Here is a 26,798-nt window from a genome sequence, read left to right as displayed (position 1 = left end):
GCCGCCAGGCGGGCGGCCTTATTTTCCGCGCAATAAATGTTATCAGCTGGCCTGGTGTGGTCAGGCAAAACTGTCGATGCTGACAGGCGTTAACATACGAATACTTCGGTACGGTGAGCGCACGGGATTACCTCACCCTGCGAGGAACTGAACATTGAATTGCGTCAACATCCGTTATGGCACTTTTATCAGCCTCCGGGCCGCTGTTATCTGGCTTTTTAGGCGTTCTGACGGTAGTGTAGCGGGATCAAAAATGTCAACCTGACACTGCTGCCACTATAGGTTTCGCTTGAAATATCTCGTCTCGTTCAGAACTACGTTAAGGATTTCCCGTTACCTCTTCCGGGCGCTGGCGCTTATGCTCTGGACGCTGGGCGCCTTGCTGACCACGTTTTACATCGTCAGCGTACTGCACGAGAAAGAAAATCAGGTTCGTCAGGAATTTAACGCCAACTTTGAACAGGCGCAGTGGTATATCCGTCATTCCGCTGGCGTTTCCCGTGAGCTGAAATATATCGCCGAAAACCGGCTTAACGCCACCGCGAACGGCCTGGACGTGCTGAATGGCCTCTTCCCGGGAAAAGTGGCTCTGCCGCAGTTTTATCCGCTCTACGCCGACTCCGACTGTAGCGTGATGAGCAACAACTGGCGCAGTTCACTGGAGTCGCTCAGCTACTTTCTGCATTACTGGAAAGAAAATTTTTCCTCCGCCTACGAGCTGAACCGCGTTTTCTTCGTCGGTGGTGAGAGCCTCTGCCTGGCCGATTTTGGCGTCGGGGAAGCGTCGGCCGATCGGGAGCGTGCGCTGAAATCCCTGCATGAGCGCATTCTGAGATACCGTAACGGCAACGAGGATCAGCGCAAAAACAATCTCTTCTGGCTGGCACCTTCCAGCCAGCCGGGCATGGGATACTACTATATGGTGACGCCGGTCTATGTGGCCGGCAAAATGGCCGCACTGCTGGGCGTTGAGCAAACCATCCGGGTGGAAGATTTTCTGACGCCGGGCAGTTTCCCTGTCAGTGCGACTCTGGTGGATGAGAACAATCAGCGCGTGATGACTTCTCCGCGCTCCGGCGCCCGCATCGACCTGGCTGAACTGCCCGATAAAGCCGCCTGGTTCGGCTACATGAATGGCTATAAGCGCCTGGTATTGAAAAAGAATCTGACGCCGTCTTCACTCTCGGTGATCTATTCCGTCGAAACGCATGAGATGATCGAAAAGCTGAAAACGCTGATCGTCAATGCGCTTCTGCTGAATCTCATCAGCGCCATCGGCCTCTTTACGCTCGCCTGGCAGTTCGAGCGCCGGATGTTTTTGCCTGCGGAAGATAATGCGCACCGACTCGAAGAGCATGAGCAGTTTAACCGCAAAATTGTCGCCTCTGCGCCGGTCGGGATCTGCATCCTGCGCACCAGCGATGGCACCAATATCCTCAGTAATGAGCTGGCGCATAATTACCTCAGCATGCTCACCCAGGAGGACCGCCAGCGGCTGACGGAGATTATTTGCGGCCAGCAGGTCAATTTCGTCGATGTGCTGACCGGCAGCAACACCAACCTGCAGATCAGCTTTGTTCACTCACGCTACCGCAACGAAAACGTCGCAATCTGCGTGCTGGTCGATGTCTCAGCCCGCGTCAAAATGGAAGAGTCGCTTCAGGAAATGGCGCAGGCGGCCGAACAGGCCAGCCAGTCGAAGTCGATGTTCCTGGCGACCGTCAGCCACGAGCTGCGTACGCCGCTCTATGGCATCATCGGCAACCTCGATCTGCTGCAAACCAAAGCGCTGCCAAAAGGCGTTGATTCACTGGTGACGGCGATGAACAACTCCTCCAGCCTGCTGCTGAAAATTATCAGCGACATTCTCGACTTCTCAAAAATCGAGTCCGAACAGCTGCGCATTGAGCCCCGCGAGTTTTCGCCAAGAGAAATCATTACCCATATCGCCTCGAATTACCTGGCGATGGTGGTAAAAAAACGGCTTACGCTTTGGGTGTTTATCGACAGCAACGTGCCGGTAACGCTTGATGGCGATCCGCTTCGTCTTCAGCAGGTAATCTCCAACCTGCTCAATAACGCCATCAAATTTACTCATACCGGCGGTATTGTCCTGCAGGCGTTTGTGAAAGACGGCTACCTGGCTTTCCGGGTTCGTGATACCGGCGTCGGTATCCCGGCAAAAGAGATCACGCGTCTGTTTGATCCCTTCGTTCAGGTTGGTACCGGCGTTCAGCGCAACTTCCAGGGTACCGGGCTGGGGCTGGCCATCTGCGAAAAACTGATCAATATGATGGACGGCGATATTGAGGTGGATTCTGAGCCGGGCATGGGCAGCCAGTTTATCGTCCGTATTCCGCTCTATAACAGTAAGGTGATGACGCCCCTCCTGCACGACGGCCTGCAGGGTAAACGCTGCTGGCTGGAGGTGCGTAACGAGGCGCTGGCGACGTTCCTCGAAAGGCTGCTGCGCGAACACGGCATCGAAGTTGAACGCCTGAGTGAGAGTGGCAGCAGCGCGGAAGACATTATCGTCACCGATTACGATTTTCAGACGGATCACCCGCTGCGTGCGATGATCCGCTTTGATGGCAGCCATAACGACGGTCCGCAGGAAATGTCGCCCGGACGCTGGGTCTATGGCACCACCACACCGCATGAACTGCCGGCGCTGCTGGGCCGCATCTATCGGGTGGAAGTGGCGATGCCGGATGCTTCGCCGCTGCTGCCGGCGGCTGGCGAGCAGGCTATCAGCAACGAAGATATCCTGATTCTGGTGGTGGACGACCATCCGATTAACCGTATGCTGCTCTCCGATCAGCTCGGTTCACTTGGCTATCGGGTCAAAACCGCTCAGGATGGCGTGGATGCATTAAACGTCCTCAGCCGTAACGACATTGATATCGTGCTCACTGACGTCAATATGCCGAATATGGACGGCTACCGGCTGACCCAGCGCCTGCGCCAGCTTGGACTGACTTTCCCGGTGGTCGGCGTTACGGCGAACGCGCTGGCCGAGGAGAAGCAGCGTTGTATGGAAGCGGGAATGGATAACTGCCTGTCGAAACCGGTCACGCTGGATACGCTACGCAAGACGCTGGCTATTTATGCAGAGAGAGTGAGGAAGAGCCGGGAAGGGTAATAAAAAGGGCGGAAAGTTTCCGCCCTTTGAGTACGCTAGCGGAATATCACTCTCTGTCGACCGGTGTGGTACTGACGGAGGAGAGATAGTTCAGCAGCGCGATATCGTTTTCCACGCCCAGTTTCATCATTGCTGACTTCTTCTGGCTACTGATGGTTTTAATGCTGCGGTTAAGCTTCTTGGCGATTTCGGTTACCAGGAAACCTTCGGCAAACAGGCGCAAAACTTCACTCTCTTTCGGAGAAAGACGTTTGTCACCGTAGCCGCCCGCGCTGATTTTTTCGAGCAGTTTGGCCACGCTATCCGGCGTATACTTCTTCCCTTTCTGCAGGGCTGCCAGCGCTTTCGGCAGGTCGGTTGGCGCGCCCTGTTTCAGCACGATCCCTTCAATATCAAGATCCAGTACCGCGCTTAAGATCGCCGGATTATTGTTCATGGTCAGAACAATGATCGACAGATCCGGATAGTGGCGCTTGATATATTTGATCAGCGTAATGCCGTCGCCATACTTTTCACCCGGCATCGATAAATCGGTGATCAGGACGTTGGCATCAAGTTTAGAGAGGCTGTTAATCAGTGCTGTGGAATCTTCGAACTCACCAACTACATTAACCCATTCAATCTGTTCAAGTGACTTGCGAATACCGAACAGAACAATCGGGTGATCATCGGCAATAATTACGTTCAAGTTGTTCATATTATTGGTTACCTTGCTGCAGCAGATCGTTGACGTAACGGTCAATCTCACTGGTGGTATTTTTAATGTTTGAATCGTCACACTCTGAAATGTGCTGTTCTAACGTTTCACAAAGCTGCTTGCCCGGTGTCAAATTGAGCATGGCAAACACGCCCTTCAGGCGATGTGCAGTCTGAGCAAGCGAACTCCAGTCCCTTTCCGCCGCCTCATTATACAATCTCTTCACATCATCTGGTACTGTATCGACGAAGAGCTGGAAATATCCTGGGGCGAAAAGCTGAATCGCATCCTGTTCTTCTTCCCACTCCGCACCGGATTCATCTTCGGCAAGCTGCAACTCAATCAGCTGCAGCAGCGCATCCTGCATGGCACTGCTGATATTAAAGTTTACCCTCAGCTGGTTTGGAGACAGTGAGCTGAAGCCAGTTTCATCATCCACGAGCAGCAGTGCCCACGGCGTCATCCGGGCCGGATCGTCAGTGATCAGAAGATCGTGATCCTGGCCGGAGAAGCGTTCATCCGGCGTAATGCAGCTCGCTCCCCAGTTTTCCAGCTGATGAACCACGATTTTCCGCACGTCATCTACCGTGATCTCGATAAGCGTGGTTAATCCTTCCAGCAATTTCTCTTCCTGGGCCTGCTGGTTCTCTTCCGGCGCGTGAACTTCGATACTGTAGCGCGTACCGATATCGGGCCGCGCCGCGATGGCAAGATGGCCGCCCAGCTGTTTGCAGAGCTGTTTACAGAGGAAGAACGCCAGCCCGGAGGCCTGACCGAAACGATCCTGGCGGGTTTCGCCGAGGAAAGGGAAATCATTATTGCCCATCTCATCAACGGTCAGGCCAGCGCCGGTATCGACGATTTCGATACTCAGCCGGTCAGGATGGTCGGCCGGATGGTCTATCTCAATGCTGATCCGGCCCCAGGTGGTGCTGGTGATGGAGTAGTGCAGCAGCGTGGAGAGAATCTTGTATAGCGCACGCCGGTCACCGAAGCGGATTTGATCCACGTTCAGCCGGTTGCTGACCAGCAGCCGCAGCCCTTTACGCCGCAGAGAAGGCAGCGCCTCCTGCACCAGTTCATCAAGCAGCGCCTGCAGATTAAACGCGCCTGCATCCGGCGCCCAGTCGTGCGTTTCCAGCCGGTTAAGCAGAACGATATCATCAACAAGGCGGCTGAGCGCATGGGACTCTTCCAGCACGGTGTCGATTTCATCTCCCGGCTGGGTGCGGCTTAACGATTCAAGCTGCGCGATCACTTTATTGAGCGGAGCGTTCAGCGCGTGGCCCAGATTCTGCAACAGCTGCTGACGCGTCTGGTGGTTTTTATCCAGAACCTGCTGCGCTTTTTGCAGCTTCTTATTCACCAGCAGTTCGCGATCCTGATCGCGCATCATAAAGAGCTGCGTGTTCGGGGAGATGGCGCTGCGCGCGTGGCGAATTTCATACACTTCATTGTTTACCGTCGCCTGCAAAATGCCCTGATGCTGGTCGGACATATTGATAATTTTTTGCAGGTTGAGATGCGGCAGCAGATGCTCGGCAATTTTGTTGCTGATCAGGGTCCGGTTATTGGCGAAATCATAGACCAGCAGGCCAACCGGCAGGCTACCGACAATCTCTTCATTCAGCATGCGCAGCGAGTCCAGCTCCGCGCTCTGGTTTTCACTCGGACGCAGCGACTGCTGACGAAGCAGGAACAGCCCGCTGAGTGAGAGCAGCAGCAGCGCAAAATTTGCCAGCAGCGGCCACAGTAAATTACGTAGCGTATCGCCAATCAGGCCCATCAGCGGTACCCGGTAGGTCAGCTGGAGCGGGGTGCTGGTTAACGAGGCGGCAATCTCAACGTAATTATTACCAAGGCTCACTTTACTGTTATGCGTGGCGTCGCTACCCGGCGCATCGCCGACGGGCACCATCACATCCTGCTTAAGCTGGAAATTTTCCAGCGGCATACTGAGCGGGATCAGATCGTTAATCGGCAGATCGAATGCCACGACCGTCGCCAGGTGTCCCGGCTGATTAAAGGTGGTGCGCACGGTGAAATAGTGATCGTTCTGCCAGGCGAAACGACGCAGAGGTGAGAAGCTCTCGCGTTCATCAAGGGCATTAGCCTGTTGCAGCATTTCTGTCCGGCGTGCTTCAACGATAGTACTGATGGTGCTCTCTTTATAGCGGGTAGCCATATCCTTGAGCGGCAGGGTGGAGATCAGAATCATGCTGTTATCCTGGCCGTTCAGAAAATACATCGACCAGGTGCTGTTCTCTGCACCCCAGAGCGTATCGAGATAGTTAGACATACGCAGCGTCATATCGAGCGTGCTGCTGTCATGAGAGCCGAAAATCAGCGCTTCGGTTTTACGCCGCGTTTTTTCAAGATAGTAAACGTCCGGACGCAGCCGGGTTTCCTGCAGGCTGTTAGGCGGCGTGCCTGCGGCGCTGGCGGCCAGATTTTCATAGATCTGCCAGGTGGCGAAGCGGTAGGTATCAATACGTTTTTGCATGGCATGGGTGATATCTTCCATGGCATAGCGCTTGTCCTTCAGCCAGGCGTTTACCGCGTTGTGGATCATAAATCCTGAGGCGAGCAGCAGCACAAGGATAAATATCGCGAAGAAGCGCGTGACATTGCCTGAGGTCAGCGGGAATTTGTATGGCAACATAAGCGTAGCGTGATACCCCAGTTAACGTGTGATTGGCCGGGCGCTGGCGGCCACGACTAACAGCAGGACGGCAATAAGGCCAAAGGCCGTCGCCAGACTGAACCACTGTGAGATAAAGCCAATCAGCGCCGGGCCTGCCAGAATACCTGCATAACCTATGGTTGTCATGGAAGAAATCGCCAGATTGACCGGCATCGCGGTCTGCTTACCGGCGGCGCTGAACATGATAGGGACGGCATTGGAGCCACCAAGCCCCACCAGCACGAAACCGACGAGCGTCATCGTTGCGCTGGGCACCAGCGTGGCGAGCAGCAATCCTGCGGCCGCACAGAGCGATCCGCAGCACAGCGTGGCGGTGCGGCCAAAGAAATTGACGATGCGATCGCCGCTCAGCCTGCCGATAGTCATCGCCACCGAAAAGAGCGCGTAGCCAAGGCCTGCCTGAGACGGCGGCAGATCGCGGCTCTGGGTCAGAAAGAGCGCGCCCCAGTCCAGAATGGCACCTTCCGCGAGAAAAAGAATAAAGCACAACAGGCCCAGAAAAAGTACCCAGCCGCGCGGCAGGACAAAAAGCGGCGCGTCCGGCTGATGCAGCCGCTGGCTGAGAAGATAGCGCTGGCTGAACAGCCAGAGCAGGATAATCATTGCCGCCGCCACACCTACGGCGGCAAGGGGAGAAAACCCGGCGACGAGGCAGGCGCTGACCACACCCGCCCCGGCAATGCCCCCCACGCTGTAAAAACCGTGGAAGCCGGACATCATCACGCGTCCGGACGCTTTTTCGACCTCCACAGCCTGAATATTCATCGCGACATCCACCAGACCAATCGCTGCACCGAACATCATCAACGCCAGCGCCAGGCTTACCGGTGTGGAAAGCGTCGCCAGTAGCGGCAGGGCGAGCAGCACAAACAGCGCCCCGAGGGTGATCACCCGGCGACAGCCAAAACGGCCAACCAGCATGCCGGTAAGCGGCATCGCGATAAGCGATCCGAGGCCGAGGAAAAGCAGGAGCGTCCCCAGCGCACCTTCACTGAGCAGCGCCCGCGCTTTGGCATAGGGAACCAGTGGCGCCCAGGCGGCCATGCCTATCCCCGCAATAAAAAAAACGGTACGGGTGGCATGCTGCGTGGCGACTGAGCTGGGGTTGGCGTGTTGAGCATCCAGTGTCGTCATTGTCTCTCTGTAAGCTGTAGCGAACGGCGCTACTTTTTAGCATGTTTCTTATCTTTAATGAAGGAATTAGCACTACATTCTCACGAGGCTTAGCCTTGCGAAGCCCCATGGATACACACGGTAAAACTATTTAACCTTGAAAAACGGCTCTGATAACAGATTTTTCCGCCTAAGCCGTGATTTCCGGATAACTCCTGGCAGGTTGGTATAATAGTGCAACTTAACTCAAATCATTAATATAGCGTGAAAAAATGTATTTTCCCGTTTCTTAGCGCTCCTGGGATGATCATCTTTTCGCCAATCCACAACGCAGTGTTATGAGACGATTTTCACAATTTGCCAGAAATTTTTCGCTGGAGGCTGAGGCGCTAAAAGGTCGAAGTGGCCCTGTTTACAGGTTAACTGCGCCAGTCCGATACCTGATTTAAGTCCAATTACCTTGTGTAAAATCAATAAAATGAAACTTTATATTAAAAAGTTATTAACATTTTTTGACAACTTCCCCTCATCTGAACTATACCATATGATTAATTATTTTTATCTATTCGATTCATGATTATCAACCCATAAAGAACGGAACTTCTTTACGCTTTAAAAGATAAAATTTATAAAAAACGCATTTAACCCCATTTTACTCCGCATTTTTTACGCCTTCAGCCGCTTGTGAGCTGCTTGTGAACCGGGTGAAAACCTGACTCTTCAGAGTCGGGCAACACTTGATCCTTTTTTAATTGAGAAATTTTTCTTAATTCTGAGGGGGTCCAGACTTTATTCGGTGCTCAAGAGGTTACTCATGGCTCAGCTCAATGATGGCAGCGTGGACATCCTGTCCCGCGATGATGGACAAATCCTTTCACAGGCAGGCGCAGGCGGTGGCTCACGTACTGTTCTGTTGAATCAGCCCAGCGTGGTCAGAATCAACGGAACGCGTGCCATGGTGGCCGAATTTGAGCGACAGGGTAACGATTTGGTGCTGCATATGCGCGACGGCAGCGTAGTGCGCTATCAGCAGTTCTTCTTCGATGACGTCGACGGTGACCACAGCGAACTGGTTTTTGACGATGGCGTTAATCCTCCCGAGCATGCCCTCTTTCCTGTCACCAGCGACATTGCCGATATACAAACGGCGATGGCGCTGACCCCTGAATATGAATCTCTGGGATCTATCGAACCGCTTCTTCTGGCAGATACCGGCGCGTCGGGTGGCGTGGTAACTGCTGCGGGTATCGGCGCACTTGGCCTTGCCGGTATCGCCGTCGGTGCGATTGCCGGAGGGGGAGGAGGAGGTGGTGGTGGTGGTGGCGATGGAGACGGCGGCACCGTAACGCCACCGGTGACTCCACCTGTCACACCACCGGTTACTCCGCCCGTCACGCCTACCGTCACGCTTTCGCCTTTTACCGGGGATAACGTGTTGACCCAGGCGGAAAAAGGCAGCAGTCAGATCCTGAGCGGAACGACCACCAATGCCAGTGCGGGCAGCGCCTTAACGGTGACCCTTAATGGTAAGACCTACACCACCAGCGTAAACGCGGACGGAAGCTGGAGCGTGACTATCCCGGCGGCAGATCTGGCCTTGTTGCCGCAGGGCAGTAATGCGATCCGCGTCACCGTGACCAATGCCGATGGCAACAGCGCCTCGTCAGGCGAAAATATCACGGTTCAGGGAGGGATCACCGAGCCGGGTGCGCCGTCGATATCGATCAATCTCTTTGCGGGGGACGATATTCTCGACGGGGCTGAAAAACAGATATCGCAGCCCATCAGCGGCACCACCACAAATGTGCAGCAGGGACAAACCGTCACGGTAAGCCTTGGGGGTATCACCTATACGACCACCGTGGGTGCAAATGGAAACTGGAGCCTGTCGGTGCCTTCCGCCGCGTTGCAGGCGCTAACTGCAGGTAGCACGACGATTACCGCCAGCGTCAGCAATGCGGCTGGCGTGGCGGCATCCGACGCGCATCCCATTACCGTCCAGCCCGTCAGCCAGAGCAGCATCACAGTTGGTGAACTCAGCGGCGACGGCTATCTGAACGCGACCGAGGCGCAGTCTCCCTTAAACGTTTCAGGTTTCACTTCCGGGGTGCCAGCGGGCACCGTGGTAACCGTGACGCTGGGCGGGCGCGCCTACACTGCCACGACAGGCGCGGATGGCAGCTGGAGCGTCGCCATACCGGCAGCAGACTTACAGTTACTGCCTCAGGGATCGAATCTTGTCAGAGCCACCGTTACCCTGGCTGATGGCACCGTTATCAGCAATACCTCTGCCGCTTCCCTCAACGTGGACACGCTGCCCCCTGACGCCACTATCAATCTGCCGTTTGGCGATGGCGTCCTGAGCGGCGGCGAAGCGGGCACCACGCAAACGCTGACCGGTAACACCGGCGCGATCGGTCCGGGTCAGACTGTGACCGTTACGCTGAACGGCAATCAATATACCGGCACCGTTAACAACGATGGCAGCTGGAGCGTTTCACTTCCACCTTCGGCGCTGCAAAACCTGCCGCAGGGCAGCAACGCTATCAGCGTCGTGGTGACCGATCCGGCGGGCAACAGTAGCACAACCACCACGCCAGTGAATGTGGCAACCGCGCCGCCGGGCCTTTCCGTTACGCTGCCCCAGGGGCCCCTGAATGAGGATGCGGTAAATGCGCCGCTGATTGTTAACGGCGTCAGCAACGGCGGTGAACGCGTTACGCTGACGCTGAATGACGTTACCTATACCACCACCGTTAACCCTGACGGTACCTGGAGCATCAGCGTTCCCGCTTCCGATTTACAGCAGCTCCCTGACCAGAATTACACCGTTGCCGTCACCTCCACGGATGCCTTCGGCAATACAGCTACCCGTAACGAAACCCTGGCGGTGGACACCACGCCACCTGCGCTGACCGTTAATACCATTTCCGGCGACGGTTTTGTTAACGCGGGTGAAATGGCGCTGCCGCTGCAGATAACCGGTACAACCACACCAGGCTCAACGGTGCTGGTGCGGTTTGACAGCGTTGATGTCACCGCAACGGTCGATCCGGTGACCGGCGCGTGGACGGCGACGCTCTCCGAGGATATTAAAGCGGGCCTCGCTGACGGTAACTACATCGTCACGGTAATCGCGACCGATGCGGCAGGTAACCAGAGCGAAAGTTATACCAGCGTCACTTTTATCACCGACGCCGCGAATCTGCCGACGCTGACGCTCAATCCGCTCACCGCAGACGATGTGCTTAACGGCTCGGAAGTGGCCCTGGACCAGGCGCTGACCGGCACAGCCAGCAACGTACAGCCAGGAAGGGAAATAACGCTGACGCTTGAGGGAGGCGGCACCTATACCGGCACGGTGCTGGCCGGTGGACGCTGGAGCATCGCGCTGCCTGCAGATGTCCTGTCGGCATTAGAAAATGGCACGCAAAACTATACCGTTAGCGTAAGCGATATCGCAGGAAACAGGGTTACTCAAAACGGCAGCTTTGAGGTCGCCGTAGATGATACCGCAGCCTCGCTTTCCGTTGGCGTTATCGCGGGTGATAACGCGCTCAATACTACCGAAGCGCAGTCGGACCTGATTATCAGCGGGAGTAGCAGTAACCTGGCGGAAAATACCGCGCTGACGGTGACGTTTAACGATAATACCTACCCCGCTCTGGTGAACGCCAACGGCGGCTGGAGCGTCACGGTGCCCGCCGCCGATCTGGTGGGGATACCTAACGGCAGCTATACCGTTACCGTCACTGGAGCGGACACGGCTGGCGATCCGGTGAGCAACGAAAGCGCGCTGACTGTCCGCACCAATTTCCCTGACAATATTCAGATTACCGCGCCGTTTGGCGACGGCATTCTCAACGCAGCTGAAACCGATACGCCACAAGTGCTGACGGGATCTACCGGCCTGGCGTTTTCCGACCAGACGGTGACAGTGACCATCAATGGCGAGGCGTATCCTGCCACGGTCAATCCGGCCACGGGGGAGTGGCAGCTTACGCTTCTGCCGGAAATTCTGAAATCCCTGCCGGAAGGCAGCGCCGATATAGTGGTTACGGTAAGGGATTCGCTGGGGAACGAAGTCTCTGCCTCAGCGCCGGTTTCTGTCGATACCTCGGCACCGACTCTGACGGTGGCGGCGTTGGATAATGATGGCCTCGTTAATGCGCAGACGCAGAACCAGCCGCTGACGCTGAGCGGCACTGCGGGCGCGGGCAGTACCATCAGCGTGGTCCTCAACGGCATCAGCTATGCGACCGGCACCAACCCGGACGGTAGCTGGAGCCTCGATATTGCGCCTTCAACGCTGCAGGCGCTGGGAGATGGCCGTTACGATATCCTCGTGACCGCAACGGACAGCAGCGGCAACGCCACGCCTGTCCAGATCCCGGTCACGCTGGATACCCTCGCGCCTGCCGTTACCTTCGCGCCAGTGGGAGGTGACAGCTACCTCAACGCCATTGAGCACGGTCAGCCGCTGACGTTAAACGGGACTGCGGAAACCGGTGCCACGGTGGTGGTCACCCTGAATGGCGTCGACTATCCGGCGACCTCTGATGCCCAGGGGAACTGGAGCGTTACCGTACCGGCTGACGCGGTGAATAATCTGGCCGATGGCGCTTATACCCTCAGCGCGGCGGCGACAGATGCCGCTGGCAACGTGGCTGGGGCCACGCAACCGCTCAACGTGGTTGCCGCTGACGCTAATCTGCCTGCCATCAGCGTGGATACTTTTACCAGCGATGGCATCCTTGACGGCGCGGAAAAGGAACTGTCACAGTTTATTACCGGCACGACGCTCAACGTGCAGGCGGGCCAGATCGTCACGCTTACCCTGAACGGACAGCAGTATTCTGGCACCGTACAGGAGGGCGGTAGCTGGAGCGTGCTGGTTCCGGCCAGCGCCCTGACCGGGTTGCAGAACGGTACGCAAACTTACAGCGTGGCCGTCAGCGATGTGGCGGGAAACCCCGCCAGCGGCAGCGGCAGCTTCAGCGTGGACAACACATTCAGCGCCATTGCGATCGGCATCATCAGTGATGACAACCAGCTCAATGGCAATGAGGCGCAAAACGATCTGGTGATCAGCGGCAGCAGCCGTTTTGTCGCCTTTGGCGCCCGTATTTTTATGCGCTTTAACAATACGGATTACGAGACCACCGCCAATGCTGACGGCAGCTGGAACATTACTGTTCCCGCCAGCGCGCTGGCCGGTCTGACCCCAGGCGAACTGCTCGTCACCGCCACGGCAACGGACGTGAATGGCAACACCATCACCACGACCCGCAGTCTCACCTCTGATGTGAATCCGGACTTCGGCATCACTCTGGATCCGCCGTTCGGAGACGGTACGCTGAACGGCGCGGAATCGCTGGCCGACCAGACACTGACGGGCACCACCGGCGCAACGGGTGAAGGCCAGAGCATCAGTCTCGTCATCGGCGGCGTCACCTATACCGGAACGGTGGATGCGGGCGGCAACTGGGCCGTGGTCCTGCCGGGCGCGGCTCTTCAGGCATTGCCGGAAGGCAGCAATACGCTGAATATCACCGTAACGGATCAGGTGGGCAATAGCTCTTCACTGAACGGCAGCGTGAATGTTGATACCCTTGCCCCTGTACTGACCGTTGACGCCATTTCGCAGGACAACCGTCTTAGCCTGGCCGAGCTGAGCGAGACGCTGACCCTGACCGGCACCGGTACCAACGGCGATGAGATTATCCTGACGTTAAATGGTCAGGATTATAGCGCCACGGTTAATACCGCCGGTGCCTGGAGCATCGACATTCCTGCCGCTGCCCTGGGCGGCCTGACAGAAGGTTCCTGGGACTTTACGATCGTCGCCACGGATCCGTCAGGTAACCAGACAACGGCGATCCGCACGGTAGACGTCGACATCACCCCGCCTCTGGTGACGGTGGATGCGGTTTCCGGCGATGGCTATCTTAATGCCGCAGAGGGCAACCAGCCGCTGGTGGTCAGCGGCAGCGGCGAAGAGGGCAGCAACATCGCCGTAGAACTGAACGGCGTGACTTATACCACGCTGGCGGGTACGGATGGCGCCTGGTCGCTGACTATTCCTGCCAATATTGTCAACGGCCTGGCCGATGGCAGCTACACGCTGAACGTGACGGCCAGCGATCGGGCTGGCAATACCACCCTGACCACGACGCTGCTCAACGTGGACAAGAGCGCACCCTCCATCTCCGTTGCCGACGTGACGGCCAACAATATTCTTGATGGCGCCGAGCAGCAGGTTGATCAGGTTATCAGCGGCACCGCGAGTAACGTTGAAGCGGGCCAAACGCTGACCGTTACCCTCAACGGCGTGGACTATCCAACAACTGTGCAGACGGGAGGTGCCTGGCAGGTTGTTCTGCCCGCCGCCGCCCTGACTGCGCTGGCCAATGGTTCACAAACGCTGACCGTCACCGTTACCGATGCCGCAGGCAACACCGGCACCGCAGATAAAACCTTCAGCGTGGATAACACCATCAGCAGCATTGCGATAAGTCCGCTGAGCGGCGATGGCTATCTGAACGCGGTGGAAGCGGGAAGCGAACTGCCCGTCACCGGCATCACCACCAATGTGGCAGAAGGAAGCGTTGTCACCTTTACGCTGGGCGGCGTGGAGTACACCACGACGGTGGAAGCCGATGGCAGCTGGTCATTGACCGTACCTTCCGCCGCGCTGACCGCGCTGGAGGATGGGTTGCAGACCGCCACGGTCAGCGTTGTCGCCAGCAACGGCGAAACCTTTACCGGTAGCGGCACGTTAAACGTTCTCCAGGACAGCCTGCCAGCGCCAACGCTGCAAACGCCGTTCACTGACGGGACGCTGACCAATGCCGAAGCGACGATCAATCAGACGCTGACCGGCGAAACCGGCGTGCAGGGCGCAGGGCAGACGGTAACTGTCACCATTGCGGGCACCGACTATTCAGCCACGGTTAACAGCGCCGGAGTCTGGACGCTGCTGCTCACCCCGGAGGTGCTGCAGGCACTGCCGCAGGGGGCCACAACCATTACCGTGACCGCCACTGATGTGGCAGGCAATGCGGCTACTACCGCCGGAGTACCGATCGCGATTGATACCTCACTGCCGGTCTTTACGCTGGATCCGCTGGCAGGCGGTGATGGCATCCTCAACGGCGACGAGCAGGATAATCCGCTGGCGATCTCAGGGACCGGTACCCCAGGCGAGACGATCACGGTGACGCTGAACGCCGTTGAGTACACGGCCACGGTCGGGGAAAACGGCAACTGGAGTCTGACCATACCGCCAGGCGATCTGGCCGAACTTGCGGACGGACTTTATACCCTGACCCTGACCGCCACCGATGCCGCCGGCAACGCTACCACCCTGAACGAGTCGCTGAATGTGGATACGGCGGCACCACTGTTTACGTTCGATCCCATCGCGGAAGATAACATCATCGATCGGGCTGAACAGAACCAGCCGCTGATCATTACCGGGACGGGCAGCGAAGGGGACACCATCACCGTGACCCTTGGCGGCGTGGACTATCCCGCCAGGGTCGGGTCCGATGGCACCTGGAGCCTCACCATACCGCCAGCAGGACTGGCGAATCTGAGTGAAGGGGACAACAGCGTCACCGTTACCGCTACCACCCCGGCGGGTAACAGCCTGAGTCAGACGACTATCGTCGCGCTGGACAGCAGTGTGGACATCGCGCTGATTGTTAATACTATTTCGGGTGATGGCGTGGTTAACGCCGCCGAAGCCGCCGCAGGATTTAATGTGACCGGCAGCGTGCCGGACAACACAACCACTGTTGTGGTCACCATCAATGGGGTGGATTACCCGGCGACGGTGGCGGCAAACGGGCTCTGGAGTGCCACCATTCCCGCCGGTGCGCTCGGTGCGCTTGCCGATAACGCTTACCCGGTTCTGGTCACGGCGACCGCTGCCGATGGGGGAAGTGTTTCGGTACCTTCTTCCGTAATCCTTGCTACCACAGCACCCGTATTTACCCTGGCAACGCCTTCCGGCGACGGCTTCCTTAACCAGGCAGGACAGGATCAGCCGCTGGCCCTCAGCGGAACAGGTGATGCAGGAGTCAGCATACGTGTGACGCTGAACGGTGTGCCTTATACCGCAACGGTTGACGAGGCGGGCAACTGGTCGGTCACTGTTCCGGCGACGGATCTTGCCACGCTCACAGACGGCGATTATCAGGTAAGCGTGACGGCGACCGATCCGGCAGGAAACAGCACCACGCAAAGCAGTCCGCTGACGGTCGATCTGACCGCGCCTTTCCTGGTCATCAATCCGGTAAGCGGCGATGGCGTGCTGAATGCCGCCGAGCAGGGACAGCCGCTGACGGTGAGCGGCAGTGCTGAACGCGGCGCAACTATTATTGTCACCCTGGAAAATCAGGACTATACCGCAACGGCGGGCCAGAATGGCCAATGGACGCTGACGATCCCGGCGGCCGAGCTGGCGGCGCTGACTAACGGCGACTATACGCTGACCGTGGTGGCGACCGATCCGGCAGGCAATACCACACTCGCAGACACTCCGCTGACGGTCGTCGCCGACGCAGATGTGCTGCCCGTACTCACCCTTAACGACTTTGCCGGTAACGCTATCCTCGACGCGGCTGAACAGCAGGTTGATCAGCAACTAAGTGGCACCGTCGCCAACGTTGAAGCGGGCCAGACCGTTACCGTGACGCTGAACGGCGCGACCTACACCGGCGTGGTGCAGGCCAGCGGCGCATGGAGCGTCACCCTTCCGGCCGCCGCACTGACCGGACTGGAAGAGGGCAGTCAGAGCTATACCGTTTCGGTAGAAGATGCCGCCGGTAATCCGGCGACAGCAACCGGTAACTTCGAGGTAAATACGCTGCTGAGCGGTCTGGCGTTCAATCCGATCGGCGGCGATGGTTATCTTAATGCCGAAGAGGCGCTCAGCGATTTGACGATTAGCGGAACATCGGCAAACGTGGCGGAAGGCAGCACGCTGATCGTGACGCTTAACGAAACAGACTACCCCGCGCTGGTAGGCCCAGACGGCACATGGAGTCTGGTTGTCACGGCGGCCGATCTGGCAGCACTGGCAGAAGGGCCGCTGGCGGTCACGGTCAGCGGCACCGATGCGGCGGGCAACCCGGTGAGCGGCGAGGCCACGCTGAATGTCGCCACTGAGCTGCCGGTCATCACCCCGGATACGCTGTTTGGCGACGGCACGCTTAATGCCAGTGAAGCGTTGAGCGGACAAACGCTGTCCGGCAGCACCGGGCTGACCGGCGACGGACAAACCGTCAGCGTGGTGATTAACGGCACCACATTGCCAGGTACAGTGGATAACAACGGCGCCTGGAGCATCAGCGTTCCTGCGGCTATTCTCCAGGCGTTGCCGCAGGGCGAAACCCCGGCGTCAGTGACCGTCAGCGATGCGGCGGGCAACAGCGTTACCAGCGATGTCACGCTGAATGTGGATACGCTGCCGCCAGCGCTGACCGTCGCGGATCTGGCTGGAGACGGTATCCTGAACGCCGTTGAGCAGGGCAACAACCTTACCCTGAACGGTACAGGAGAAGCAGACGCCGCCCTTATCGTCACGCTAAACGGCGCGGATTACACCACCACCGTGGGGCCTGATGGCGAGTGGACGCTGGACATTCCAGCGGCGGATCTCGCCGGACTGACCGATGGTAGCTACACCCTGAACGTCACGGCGACCGATGCGGCTGGCAACAGCAGCACGGTGAATGCGCCGCTCACGGTTAAAGCAGATGCAGCCAGCCTGCCAGGGCTGACGGTGAATCCGTTCGCCGGGAATGACATCCTTGACGGCGCTGAACAGCAAACCGCTCAACTTCTTTCCGGCTCCACCAGCAATGTCGAGCCAGGACAGACGGTTACCGTCACGCTGGGCGACCAGATTTATACCACGCAGGTTCAGGCCGACGGCAGCTGGAGCCTTAGCGTTCCTGCCGCTGCACTGGGACAACTGGCTGACGGCACCGCCACGATTGGCATTGCGGTCAGCGATGTGGCGGGAAATCCTGCCTCCGTCACCCGCGATCTTACCGTTAATAGCGCCACCTCCGGGATCGGGATCGATCCGCTTAGCGGCGACGGCTTCCTGAACTCGGCAGAAGCGCAGGATGCGCTGATCGTCACCGGCACCACGGCCAACGTGGCGGTGGGCAGTACAGTTACGATCGATTTTAACGGTCAGACCTTTACCGGCGAAGTGGGCGTTAACGGCATATGGAACGTGATTATTCCCGCCGCTTCGCTGGCCGGTCTGCAGGACGGTAACGCCACGCTGACGGCCAGTGCAACGGATGCCACTGGCGAGCCTGTCTCCAGCAGCACGACGCTTGACGTACGGGTAAATCAGCTGCCACAGCCAGTGCTGGATACGCCATTTACCGATGGTGTTCTGAACGGCAGCGAGGCGGCGGTGACGAAGACCCTGACGGGGAATACCGGCGTAACAGGAAATGGCCAGACCGTCTCGCTGGACATCAACGGTGAAACCCTGACCGGGGTGGTAGATGCTGACGGCAACTGGAGCATCAGCGTCCCTGCAACCTCACTGCAGACGCTGCCGCAGGGTGGAAATACGCTGGAAATCACCGTCAGCGACGCTGCCGGAAATAGCAGCACCTTGCCTGTACCGGTGGTTGTCGATACCACGGCGCCAACACTGTCGCTGAACCCGATCGCCGGAGATGGTGTGATCAACGCGGGTGAAGCGACGGAAGATATTACCGTCAGCGGGGGCAGCACCGGCGCTGAAGCGGGCCAGCTCGTTACGGTCTCACTCTATGGTCAAAGCTTTACCACCACCACCGATGCGGACGGCAACTGGAGCCTTCAGCTACCGGCCGGCCTGCTGACGAATGCGCCTGACGGCAGCTATCCGATCGTCGTTACCCTCAGCGATGCGGCCGGCAACCCTACGTCAGCCACCGCCGACGTGACGCTGTCGACCTTGTCGCTTCAGCCGACAATTAATACGCCGTTCGGCGACAGTTTCCTGAATATCAGTGAATCTCAGGCCGACCAGGTGCTCAGCGGTACTACTGGTGCCAGCGGCGCTAATCAGTCTGTGCTGGTGACTATCGCCGGAACGGATTACACGGCGAGCGTTGATGAAAACGGTAACTGGACGCTGCCGGTCACCGCCGCCACGCTTCAGGGACTGGATAATGGCGCGCAGACCATCACCGTTACCGTGACGGATGCGCAGGGCAATACCGGCGTGACGAACAGCACCATCACCGTTGATCTGGTTGCGCCAACGCTACAGCTGAACCCGGTCGCAGGCGATAACATCATCAATGCGGCGGAGCTCCTGCAACCGGTTTCCATCACCGGGACCGCCTCGGCCAGCGAGGCGGGACAGTTGCTTACCGTCACCTTTAATGGTCAGAGTTACCAGCAGGTCGTACAGGATGACGGTAGCTGGCGTCTCGATTTACCTTCTGATGTTACCCAGGCCCTGGCCGACGGCGTTTATCCGGTGACGGTGACGCTGAACGACAGCGCGGGCAACACCATTACGCAAGATCTCTCCGTCACGGTGCAAGCCTCGCCAGCCAGCCTGCCGACGATTGCGGTCGATGTGGTTTCCCTGGATGACTACATTAACCGCGCGGAAGCCGGGCAGGAACTGACCCTTTCCGGCTCAACAACCAATGTTGGCGCGGGTCAGATTGTTACGGTGGTGCTTAACGGCATCAGCTATACGACAACGGTTCAGGCCAACGGCAGCTGGAGCGCGACTGTTCCGGCCGCTGACGTGGCCGCGCTGGACGATGGCGCGCAGACCCTCAGCGTGTCGGTCAGCGATACGGCGGGCAACCCGGCCAGCAGCACGCGTGACATCACCAAGATTGCGCAGGATGCCAGTCAGCCGACCATCACTATCGATCCGGTTACCGGTGACGATGTACTGAACGTGACGGAAGCGCAGGGCGATGTCACGATCACCGGGACCAGCCAGCGCATTCCGGCAGGCGAAACGATTACCGTCACACTTAATGGCAATACCTATCCGGCAACGGTAGACGCAGAAGGGAACTGGAGCGCGACGATTCCGGCCGCCGACGCGCAGGCGCTGGCGCAGGGCAGTAACGATCTGACCGCCACCGGCAGCGACGTGGCGGGCAACCCGGCCACCTTTACTGACTCGTTCACCGTGGATACGCAGCCGCCGTTACTGACGGTTTCGCTGGGTGCCGGGGCGGACGACATACTGAACCTTGCCGAAGCGCTGGTGGGGCTTACCGTCAGCGGTACCACTGACGCCGGGCTGGACGTCAACGTGACGCTGAACGGCAACACCTACAGCGTCACGGCGGGCGGCGACGGGAGCTGGAGCCTGGTTATCCCGGCCAGTGACCTGCTGTTGCTGCAGGACGGGTCTGTTGACGTTGGTGTGTCAGTCACGGATGCCAACGGCAATACGGCCACCGATCTGCTTGAGCTGGGCGTGGCAATCAATGCGCCGCCGCAGCTGACGCTGGAGACGCCGTTTGTTGACGGGCTGCTTAACGCGACCGAAGCTGCCGCCGAGCAGGTTATCAGCGGTACGGCAACGAATCTGCCGGCAGGTACGGCGATTGTGGTTACCGTTGGCACGCTGACGTTTAACGGTACGGTTGGCGCTGATAATAGCTGGAGCGTGACGATCCCGGCGGGCGAACTTACCCCGCTGGGCGATGGCGCATTCCAGGTTTCCGTCACGGCTGCGGACGCGGCGGGCAACCCTGCGAGTGCGGAAACGAGCATTGAGCTGCTGGTGACCGACCTGCCAGCGGTGACCATCAACACGCCGTTTGTGGATGGGCTGCTGAATGCGACAGAAGCGGGAGTGGATCAGATCCTCAGCGGTACTACTGGCATCATCGGTGAAGGGCAGACGATCACATTAAGCATTGACGACGGCAGGCTACCGCTCACCACTACCGTGGATGCGCAGGGCCGGTGGAGCGTCACGCTCACGGCATCCCAGCTCACGGATATCGGTAATGGTACCCATACCATCAACGTGACGGTAAGCGATCGCGCTGGCAATACCAGCAGTGACGATCTGGATTTCACCGCCATTATTACCGGTCTGCCTGCGCCAACCCTGGTAACGCCGTTTACCGATGGCGTGCTGAATGCCGTCGAAGCGGCGCAGGGCGGCGTGTTGACGGGCGTAACCGGCATTACCGGCGCACAGAGCGTCAGCATCAGCGTTAATGGCACCGCTTACGCCGCGACGGTAGATCCTGCCACCGGCGCATGGAGCCTCCCGCTGCCGGCCAGCCTGCTGACCACGCTACCGGACGGTAGCTGGCCGATCACCGTTACGGTAACCGATAGCGTGGGCAACGTAGGCACGACGAACGGTTCGCTGCTCGTCGCTATTAACGATCTGCCGGATGTTTCGATTAATCTGCCGTTTGGCGACGGTCAGCTCAACGTGGCCGAAGCGGCTCTCGATCAGGTCTTGAGCGGATCTACGGGCAAAATCGCCCCTGGACAAACCGTTACCGTCAGCATTGACGGCGGCGCGCCGCTTGAGGCAACGGTAAACGCCAACGGCGACTGGTCGCTCACTCTTAGTCCGGCAGCTCTGGCCGCGCTGGGCAGCGGTTCTCATAACGTGGCGGTCACCGCGACCGATAGCGCAGGCAACAGCAATACGGACAGCCTGGACTTTGCAGCCAGGCTTGAGCTGCCCGTACCCACCATCACGACGCCGTTTGGCGATGGCACGCTGAATATCAGCGAAGCGGGCGCGGCGATCACCCTGACGGGAACTACCGGCGTTACGGGTCTTAATCAAGGCGTGCTGCTACAAATTGACGTCGGCGGCACGATATATACGGGAGTCGTCAATGAACAGGGGAACTGGAGCGTAGCGCTGCCGGCTGGCGCGCTAAGAGGTCTGGATAACGGCTTGCACAGCATTGATGTCACCGTTATCGATCCGGCGGGAAATACCAATACCGAAAGCCTTGATTTTACCGCGGCGCTGACGCCACCGGTGCCGGTGCTGAACACGCCGTTTGTTGATGGTTTCCTTAACGGAGCGGAAGTGACTGCCGGGGCATCGCTCTCCGGCACAACAGGCGCGACCGGCGACGGTCAGAGTGTGACGGTGACTCTTGGCGGCGAGAACTATACGCTGGAGGTCGCTGCGGATGGCAGCTGGACGCTGGATCTGACTCCTCTCCAGCTTGGCGCTTTGCCGCAGGGGGCGCAGAACGTGACGGTGCTGGCGACAGATGGCGCAGGTAACAGCGCGTCGGTAACGGGCAGCGTCACAGTAGATACCCAGGCACCTGTGATTACCCTTCTTCCTTTCACCGGTGACGATACGCTCACCTATGTTGAAAGCCTGACTAATCAGACGCTGAGCGGTACCGTCACCGGCGCCAGTCCGGGCCAGCCGGTGACGGTCACCATTGGCGGCGTTACGCTCACCGGCGTGGTGCAGGCTGGCGGGGTCTGGTCCGTCACCGTACCGCCGGCAGCTTTGGCGGCCCTCGGCACGGGTGCTACCGGTGAGATTGCGGTGGCAATAACCGACGTGGCTGGCAATACCGGTACGGCAAACGCGATTGTCGGGCTCGATCTGGCGGTGCCTGCAACACCGTTGTTTACGCTTGCCCCGGTTTCCGGCGACAACATTATCAACGCGGGCGACGCTGACACGCTGACCATTGGCGGGACTTACGCCAACCTGCCGCCGACGGCAGGAGAAGAGGGCAGTACCGTTACCGTCACGATTAATGGCATCCCGGTAGGCACCGTAGTCGTCAACGGACCAGAGGGCAACTGGTCAATCACCGTACCAAATACGGTCGCAACGCTGCCGGAAGGTACGCTTGAGATCGTTGCCACGCTGGAAACGCCAGAGGCAGGCAGTCTGACCGACAGTGGGGCGCTCATTGTGGATCGCGTTCCACCAACGTTAACCATTAACCCCGTCACCGGAGATGGTGTACTGAACGGCAGCGAGGCTGCGGTCACGCAACTCATCAGCGGTACGGCCCCGGTCAGTGAAGCAGGCAGAGCCGTGACGCTGACGCTGAATGGCAAATCTTACACGGCCATCGTACAGGATGACGGTAGCTGGTCAGCCAGCGTGCCGGCGGGCGATCTGCAACAGCTGAACGATCAGGGCTACCAGATTAACGCCAGCCTGACGGATGCGGCGGGCAATACCGGCACGGCAGATGCCACTGTTACCGTCGATACGGGCGGGCCGCTACTGCAGGTGGATGCGCTGCTCGGCAACAACGTGCTTAATGCTACCGATATCCTGACCACCCAGTTGCTGACGGGTACAGCATCCGGGGCCGAAGGACAAACCATCGGACTCTATCTGGGCGATGGCTCGCCGATCGCCACGGCGATTGTTAATGAAGATGGCACCTTCAGCCTCGATCTGACGCCGCAGGTGCTGGGCAGCCTGACCGAAGGGACGCTGGTGTTCGGCCTGCGGGTCAGCGATGCGTCCGGCAACCAGACCGACGCCACGCTGACGGTGAATAAAATCGTCAACCAGGCGCTGAATCTGGTGGTGGACTCGGTGTTCGGCGACGGCTTCCTGAACGCGGCCGATACCACCGTCGCGCAGGTGATCACCGGCGTCGCTACCTCGGCGGGCATCGGTGCGATCGTCTCGCTGGAGATTGGCGGAACCACGCTTGAAGCTAACGTCGGCCAGGACGGGAAGTTTGCGCTGGTCGTGCCGCCGAGCGTGCTTGGCCTGCTGAGTGGCGGCGATCTTGAGCTGAATCTGGTGCTGACCGATGCGGCGGGCAACACGCGTACCGTTGGCGAAACCGTCACCGCTATTCTCGATAATCCGGTCATCGGCAGCCTTACCGGGCTGTTCGGCGGCGATAATCTGCTGAGTATCGTCGAGGCGGGCCTGGCGCAGACTATCGGCGGCACCATTGATGCTGCGGTGGGTTCCGATGTGACGGTTACCCTGGGCAGTAAATCTTACACCACTAAACTGACCGCAGGCGGCAACTGGAGCCTGACGATCCCGCCACTTGATCTCGGCGCGCTGGCCAGTGGTACGCTGGCGCTGGGCGTAAAGGTGGTCGACCCGGCAGGTAATACGGCCTCCTCATCGGTCAATGTTGGCATTCTGACCCAGCAGCCTTCGATTACGCTAAGCCCGCTGTTTGGCGATGGCATTCTCAATATTGCCGATGCGCTGGTTAACCAGACCATCAGCGGCACGGTGAACAACGTTGCCGCAGGCACCGTGGTGAGACTCAGCATTGGCAATACCACGGTAGATGCTACCGTCGGCCAGAACGGTGCCTTTACCGCGACGGTGACGCCGGACATCCTTGGCACCCTGACCAGCGGCAATATCACCGTGGGCGCCAGCCTGACCGATGCGGCGGGCAATACCGCCTCCACTTCGCTCGGCGCGGTGGTCAAGCTGAACGCGCCGGTTATCAGCGTTAATCCACTGTTTGGCGATGGCTTGCTCAATGTGGCGGATGCGCTGCTGGGACAGGCGATCGGCGGCACCATTACCGGTGCCGAACCGGGGTCACGCGTGGTGATCACCGTTGCGGGAACGCAGTTTGTCACCACCACGGCGGCCAACGGCAGCTTCAATATTGGCCTCTCTCCGGCCATTCTCCAGGGGCTGGCCGACGGCAATCTGACGGTTGGCGTCAGCGTGACGGACAGCGCGGGGAACACCACCAGCACCACGGCAGGTGCGATTGTTGGCGTACAGAACCTGCCGACCATCACGCTTAATCCGCTGTTCGGGGACGGCGTACTTAACCTGCTGGAGTCGCTCGTTACCCAAACGATCTCAGGTACAGTGGGCAATGTCGCACCCGGGTCTACGGTCTCCATCCGTCTGGGTAACACCAGTGTAACGGCGGAGGTGGCACCAAACGGCACGTTCAGCGCTGCGATATCTCCCGCTATCCTCAGCACCCTGCTGGACGGTAACCTGACCGTTGGCGTTTCGGTTACGGACCGGGTGGGGAACACCAGCAGCGTTAACGCCGGGGTCAAAGTCGGCATCGGCGTTTCACCAGCGGTGACGGTGAATACTATCTTTGGCGATGGCGTACTGAGCGCGGCTGACCTGAACAGCACGCAGACCATCAGCGGCACGACGACCAACGTCACCGCAGGTTCTGCTATCAGCGTTTCTCTGGGAGGAAAAGCATACACGACCACGGTGAGTGGCAACGGTGGCTGGAGTCTGAGCGTGCCGAAAACCGATCTCGCCGCGCTGGCGAACGGTACGCAGACGGTAAATGTGACGGTGACGGACGCTTATGGCAATACTGCTTCCAACAGCGGCACGCTGAACGTGATTGCGCAAACGCCACCGACGATCACGCTTTCCAGCATCTTCGGTGACGGCTTGCTGAACGCGACGGATGCGCTGACGGCTCAGACCATTAGTGGCACCACTACCAATGCTGAAGGTGCCACTATCCGGGTGAACGTGGGCGCGACCTCGCTGACCACTACGGTCGGCGCGAACGGCGCCTGGAGCGTTTCCGTCCCGGCGGCGGCGCTGGCAGCACTGCCGGATGGCACTGCGCAGGTGACCGCCACGCTGACCAATGCGGCGGGGAATACCGGCACAGGCAGCGGCACCGCCCAGGTAGGTATCCAGACGTTGCCAACCGTCACGCTGACGCCGTCCTCCGTCTTTGGTGGCGATCACTACCTCAATCTTACTGAAGCGAACACCGCGCAGACGATCGGCGGTACCTCAACCAATGCGGTAGGCAGTACCGTTGCGGTTAACGTTGCCGGAAATGTCTTCACTACCACCGTCGGTGCGAACGGGAGTTGGAGCGTCAGCGTACCGTCTTCTACCTTAAGGGGGATCGCGGACGGCAGCCATACTGTCAGCGTGACGCTGACCGATCGGGTGGGCAACACCTCCACCGCCAGCGATACCTTTGTAGCGGTAACCAATAATCTGCCGGTTATCGGCGTCGATCCTGTTCTCAGCCTGGTCAGCGTATTGCTGACCGGCCTGACGATAAGCGGTGGCACCCGTAACCTGCCGCAGGGAACGCTACTGAATGTGACCCTGAATGGCACTACCCGACAGGCCACGGTTGATGCGCTGGGACGCTACAGCGTGAAATTTACTGGCGGTGTACTGACTGCGCTGAGTCTCAACAGTATCGTTGCGGTGGCTGCCGTCGATCCAGCCGGTAATCAGGTGTCCACCAGCACCACACTGCTGTTGGGCTCGCTGTTGCCGACAGCATCGGCAACAGCGCTGCTGGCGATGGTGGCCGATGATGCAGGTGCCGTTGCTGCGACGGAAGCCCGGACCAGCAGCGGTGAGGAAACCAACGGTATCATCGTGCAGGCGACGACGGTGGATTCAACGCTGGTTACCGGCAGCGACACTCGTGCTACCGATACGGCCACCAAAGCAGCGGCTACCGCTGAAGAGAGCGTCAGCAGCGGAACGACGCCTGCGGCAGTGGATGACGGAGAATACAGCATCGGTGGGCTGGTCATTATGCTGGCAGATGGGCAAAGCGTGGAGGGTGCTTCAGTAACCGGCAGCAGCGGCGAAGATCTGGTGATGCTGAACACACTTAATTTTGACCATATTGATGGCGGAGCCGGTACCGATACGCTGATGCTGACCGGAGATAACATGGTGCTGGATCTGACCTCGCTCGGATTAAAAATCGAGAATGTTGAAATCATCGACCTGGGCAACGCCGGGAACAACAGTATCAAGCTTGATCTCTACGATGCGCTTAACCTCACCGATAACCCGGAAGAGGATCTCATGATCAAAGGGGTCACAGGCGATCGGGTCACGTTAACTAACGGCGATGAGGGCGTCTGGGCGACGGCAGGGCAGCGTACGGTCGACGGTCAGGTTTATGACGTTTACCACAACTCGGCGCTCTCCTCTGACAATACGCTCGGCGACGTGCTGGTCCAGCATAATCTCCAGGTTCATGTGGTGTAGGGATAATTTCCCCCTGCTGGCGAAGCAGGCTGACAGGGGGATAATTGTTTAGTATGTGTTATGTTTATGCGAGGTGGGACGCAGTCCTTCCGGAAAACAGAGGTGAAAAATGATCGTTCAGCAGACGCTAAAGTGTTATCAGCATTAC

General features: G+C 58.7%; 5 protein-coding genes. 2 read left to right on the top strand and 3 right to left on the bottom strand.

The annotated features are described in order from the left end of the window. Positions 1-289: 289 nt before the first annotated feature. Positions 290-3,142, top strand: a complete 2,853-nt coding sequence (rcsC, locus tag EA20_RS0101440; protein WP_024965135.1) for a two-component system sensor histidine kinase RcsC — start codon at positions 290-292, stop codon at positions 3,140-3,142. A 46-nt stretch (positions 3,143-3,188) separates the two neighbouring features. On the opposite strand, the gene rcsB is transcribed toward rcsC, so the two are convergent. The 3 genes from rcsB to EA20_RS0101425 are packed head-to-tail and all read right to left on the bottom strand — an operon-like array spanning position 3,189 to position 7,677. Beyond that, positions 3,189-3,839, bottom strand: a complete 651-nt coding sequence (gene rcsB, locus EA20_RS0101435; RefSeq protein ID WP_024965134.1) for a response regulator transcription factor RcsB — start codon at positions 3,837-3,839, stop codon at positions 3,189-3,191. A gap of 1 nt (position 3,840) precedes the next feature. Next, complete coding sequence (gene rcsD / locus EA20_RS0101430) at positions 3,841-6,501, bottom strand: phosphotransferase RcsD (RefSeq protein ID WP_024965133.1); 2,661 nt, start codon at positions 6,499-6,501, stop codon at positions 3,841-3,843. A 21-nt stretch (positions 6,502-6,522) separates the two neighbouring features. Continuing rightward, positions 6,523-7,677 carry an MFS transporter gene (locus EA20_RS0101425; protein ID WP_024965132.1) on the bottom strand — a complete coding sequence of 385 codons (1,155 nt, stop codon included), beginning with the start codon at positions 7,675-7,677 and terminating at the stop codon, positions 6,523-6,525. Between the two features lie 793 nt (positions 7,678-8,470). On the opposite strand from EA20_RS0101425, the gene EA20_RS0101420 reads away from it, so the two are divergent. Beyond that, positions 8,471-26,650 carry an Ig-like domain-containing protein gene (locus EA20_RS0101420; RefSeq protein WP_024965131.1) on the top strand — a complete coding sequence of 6,060 codons (18,180 nt, stop codon included), beginning with the start codon at positions 8,471-8,473 and terminating at the stop codon, positions 26,648-26,650. The last annotated feature ends 148 nt before the right edge of the window (positions 26,651-26,798 follow it).

Origin of the sequence: Pantoea sp. IMH (genome assembly GCF_000599885.1) — a bacterium.
Lineage (GTDB): Bacteria > Pseudomonadota > Gammaproteobacteria > Enterobacterales > Enterobacteriaceae > Erwinia.
Note: the sequence above shows the minus strand (reverse complement) of the source record. Positions and strands in the feature narration are given on the sequence as shown.

What these genes read in the sequence shown, in the direction of transcription:
- rcsB (WP_024965134.1), bottom strand. Translation starts at nt 3,839, where the DNA reads ATGAACAACTTGAACGTAATTATTGCCGATGATCACCCGATTGTTCTG.
- rcsD (WP_024965133.1), bottom strand. Translation starts at nt 6,501, where the DNA reads ATGTTGCCATACAAATTCCCGCTGACCTCAGGCAATGTCACGCGCTTC.
- EA20_RS0101425 (WP_024965132.1), bottom strand. Translation starts at nt 7,677, where the DNA reads ATGACGACACTGGATGCTCAACACGCCAACCCCAGCTCAGTCGCCACG.
- EA20_RS0101420 (WP_024965131.1), top strand. Translation starts at nt 8,471, where the DNA reads ATGGCTCAGCTCAATGATGGCAGCGTGGACATCCTGTCCCGCGATGAT.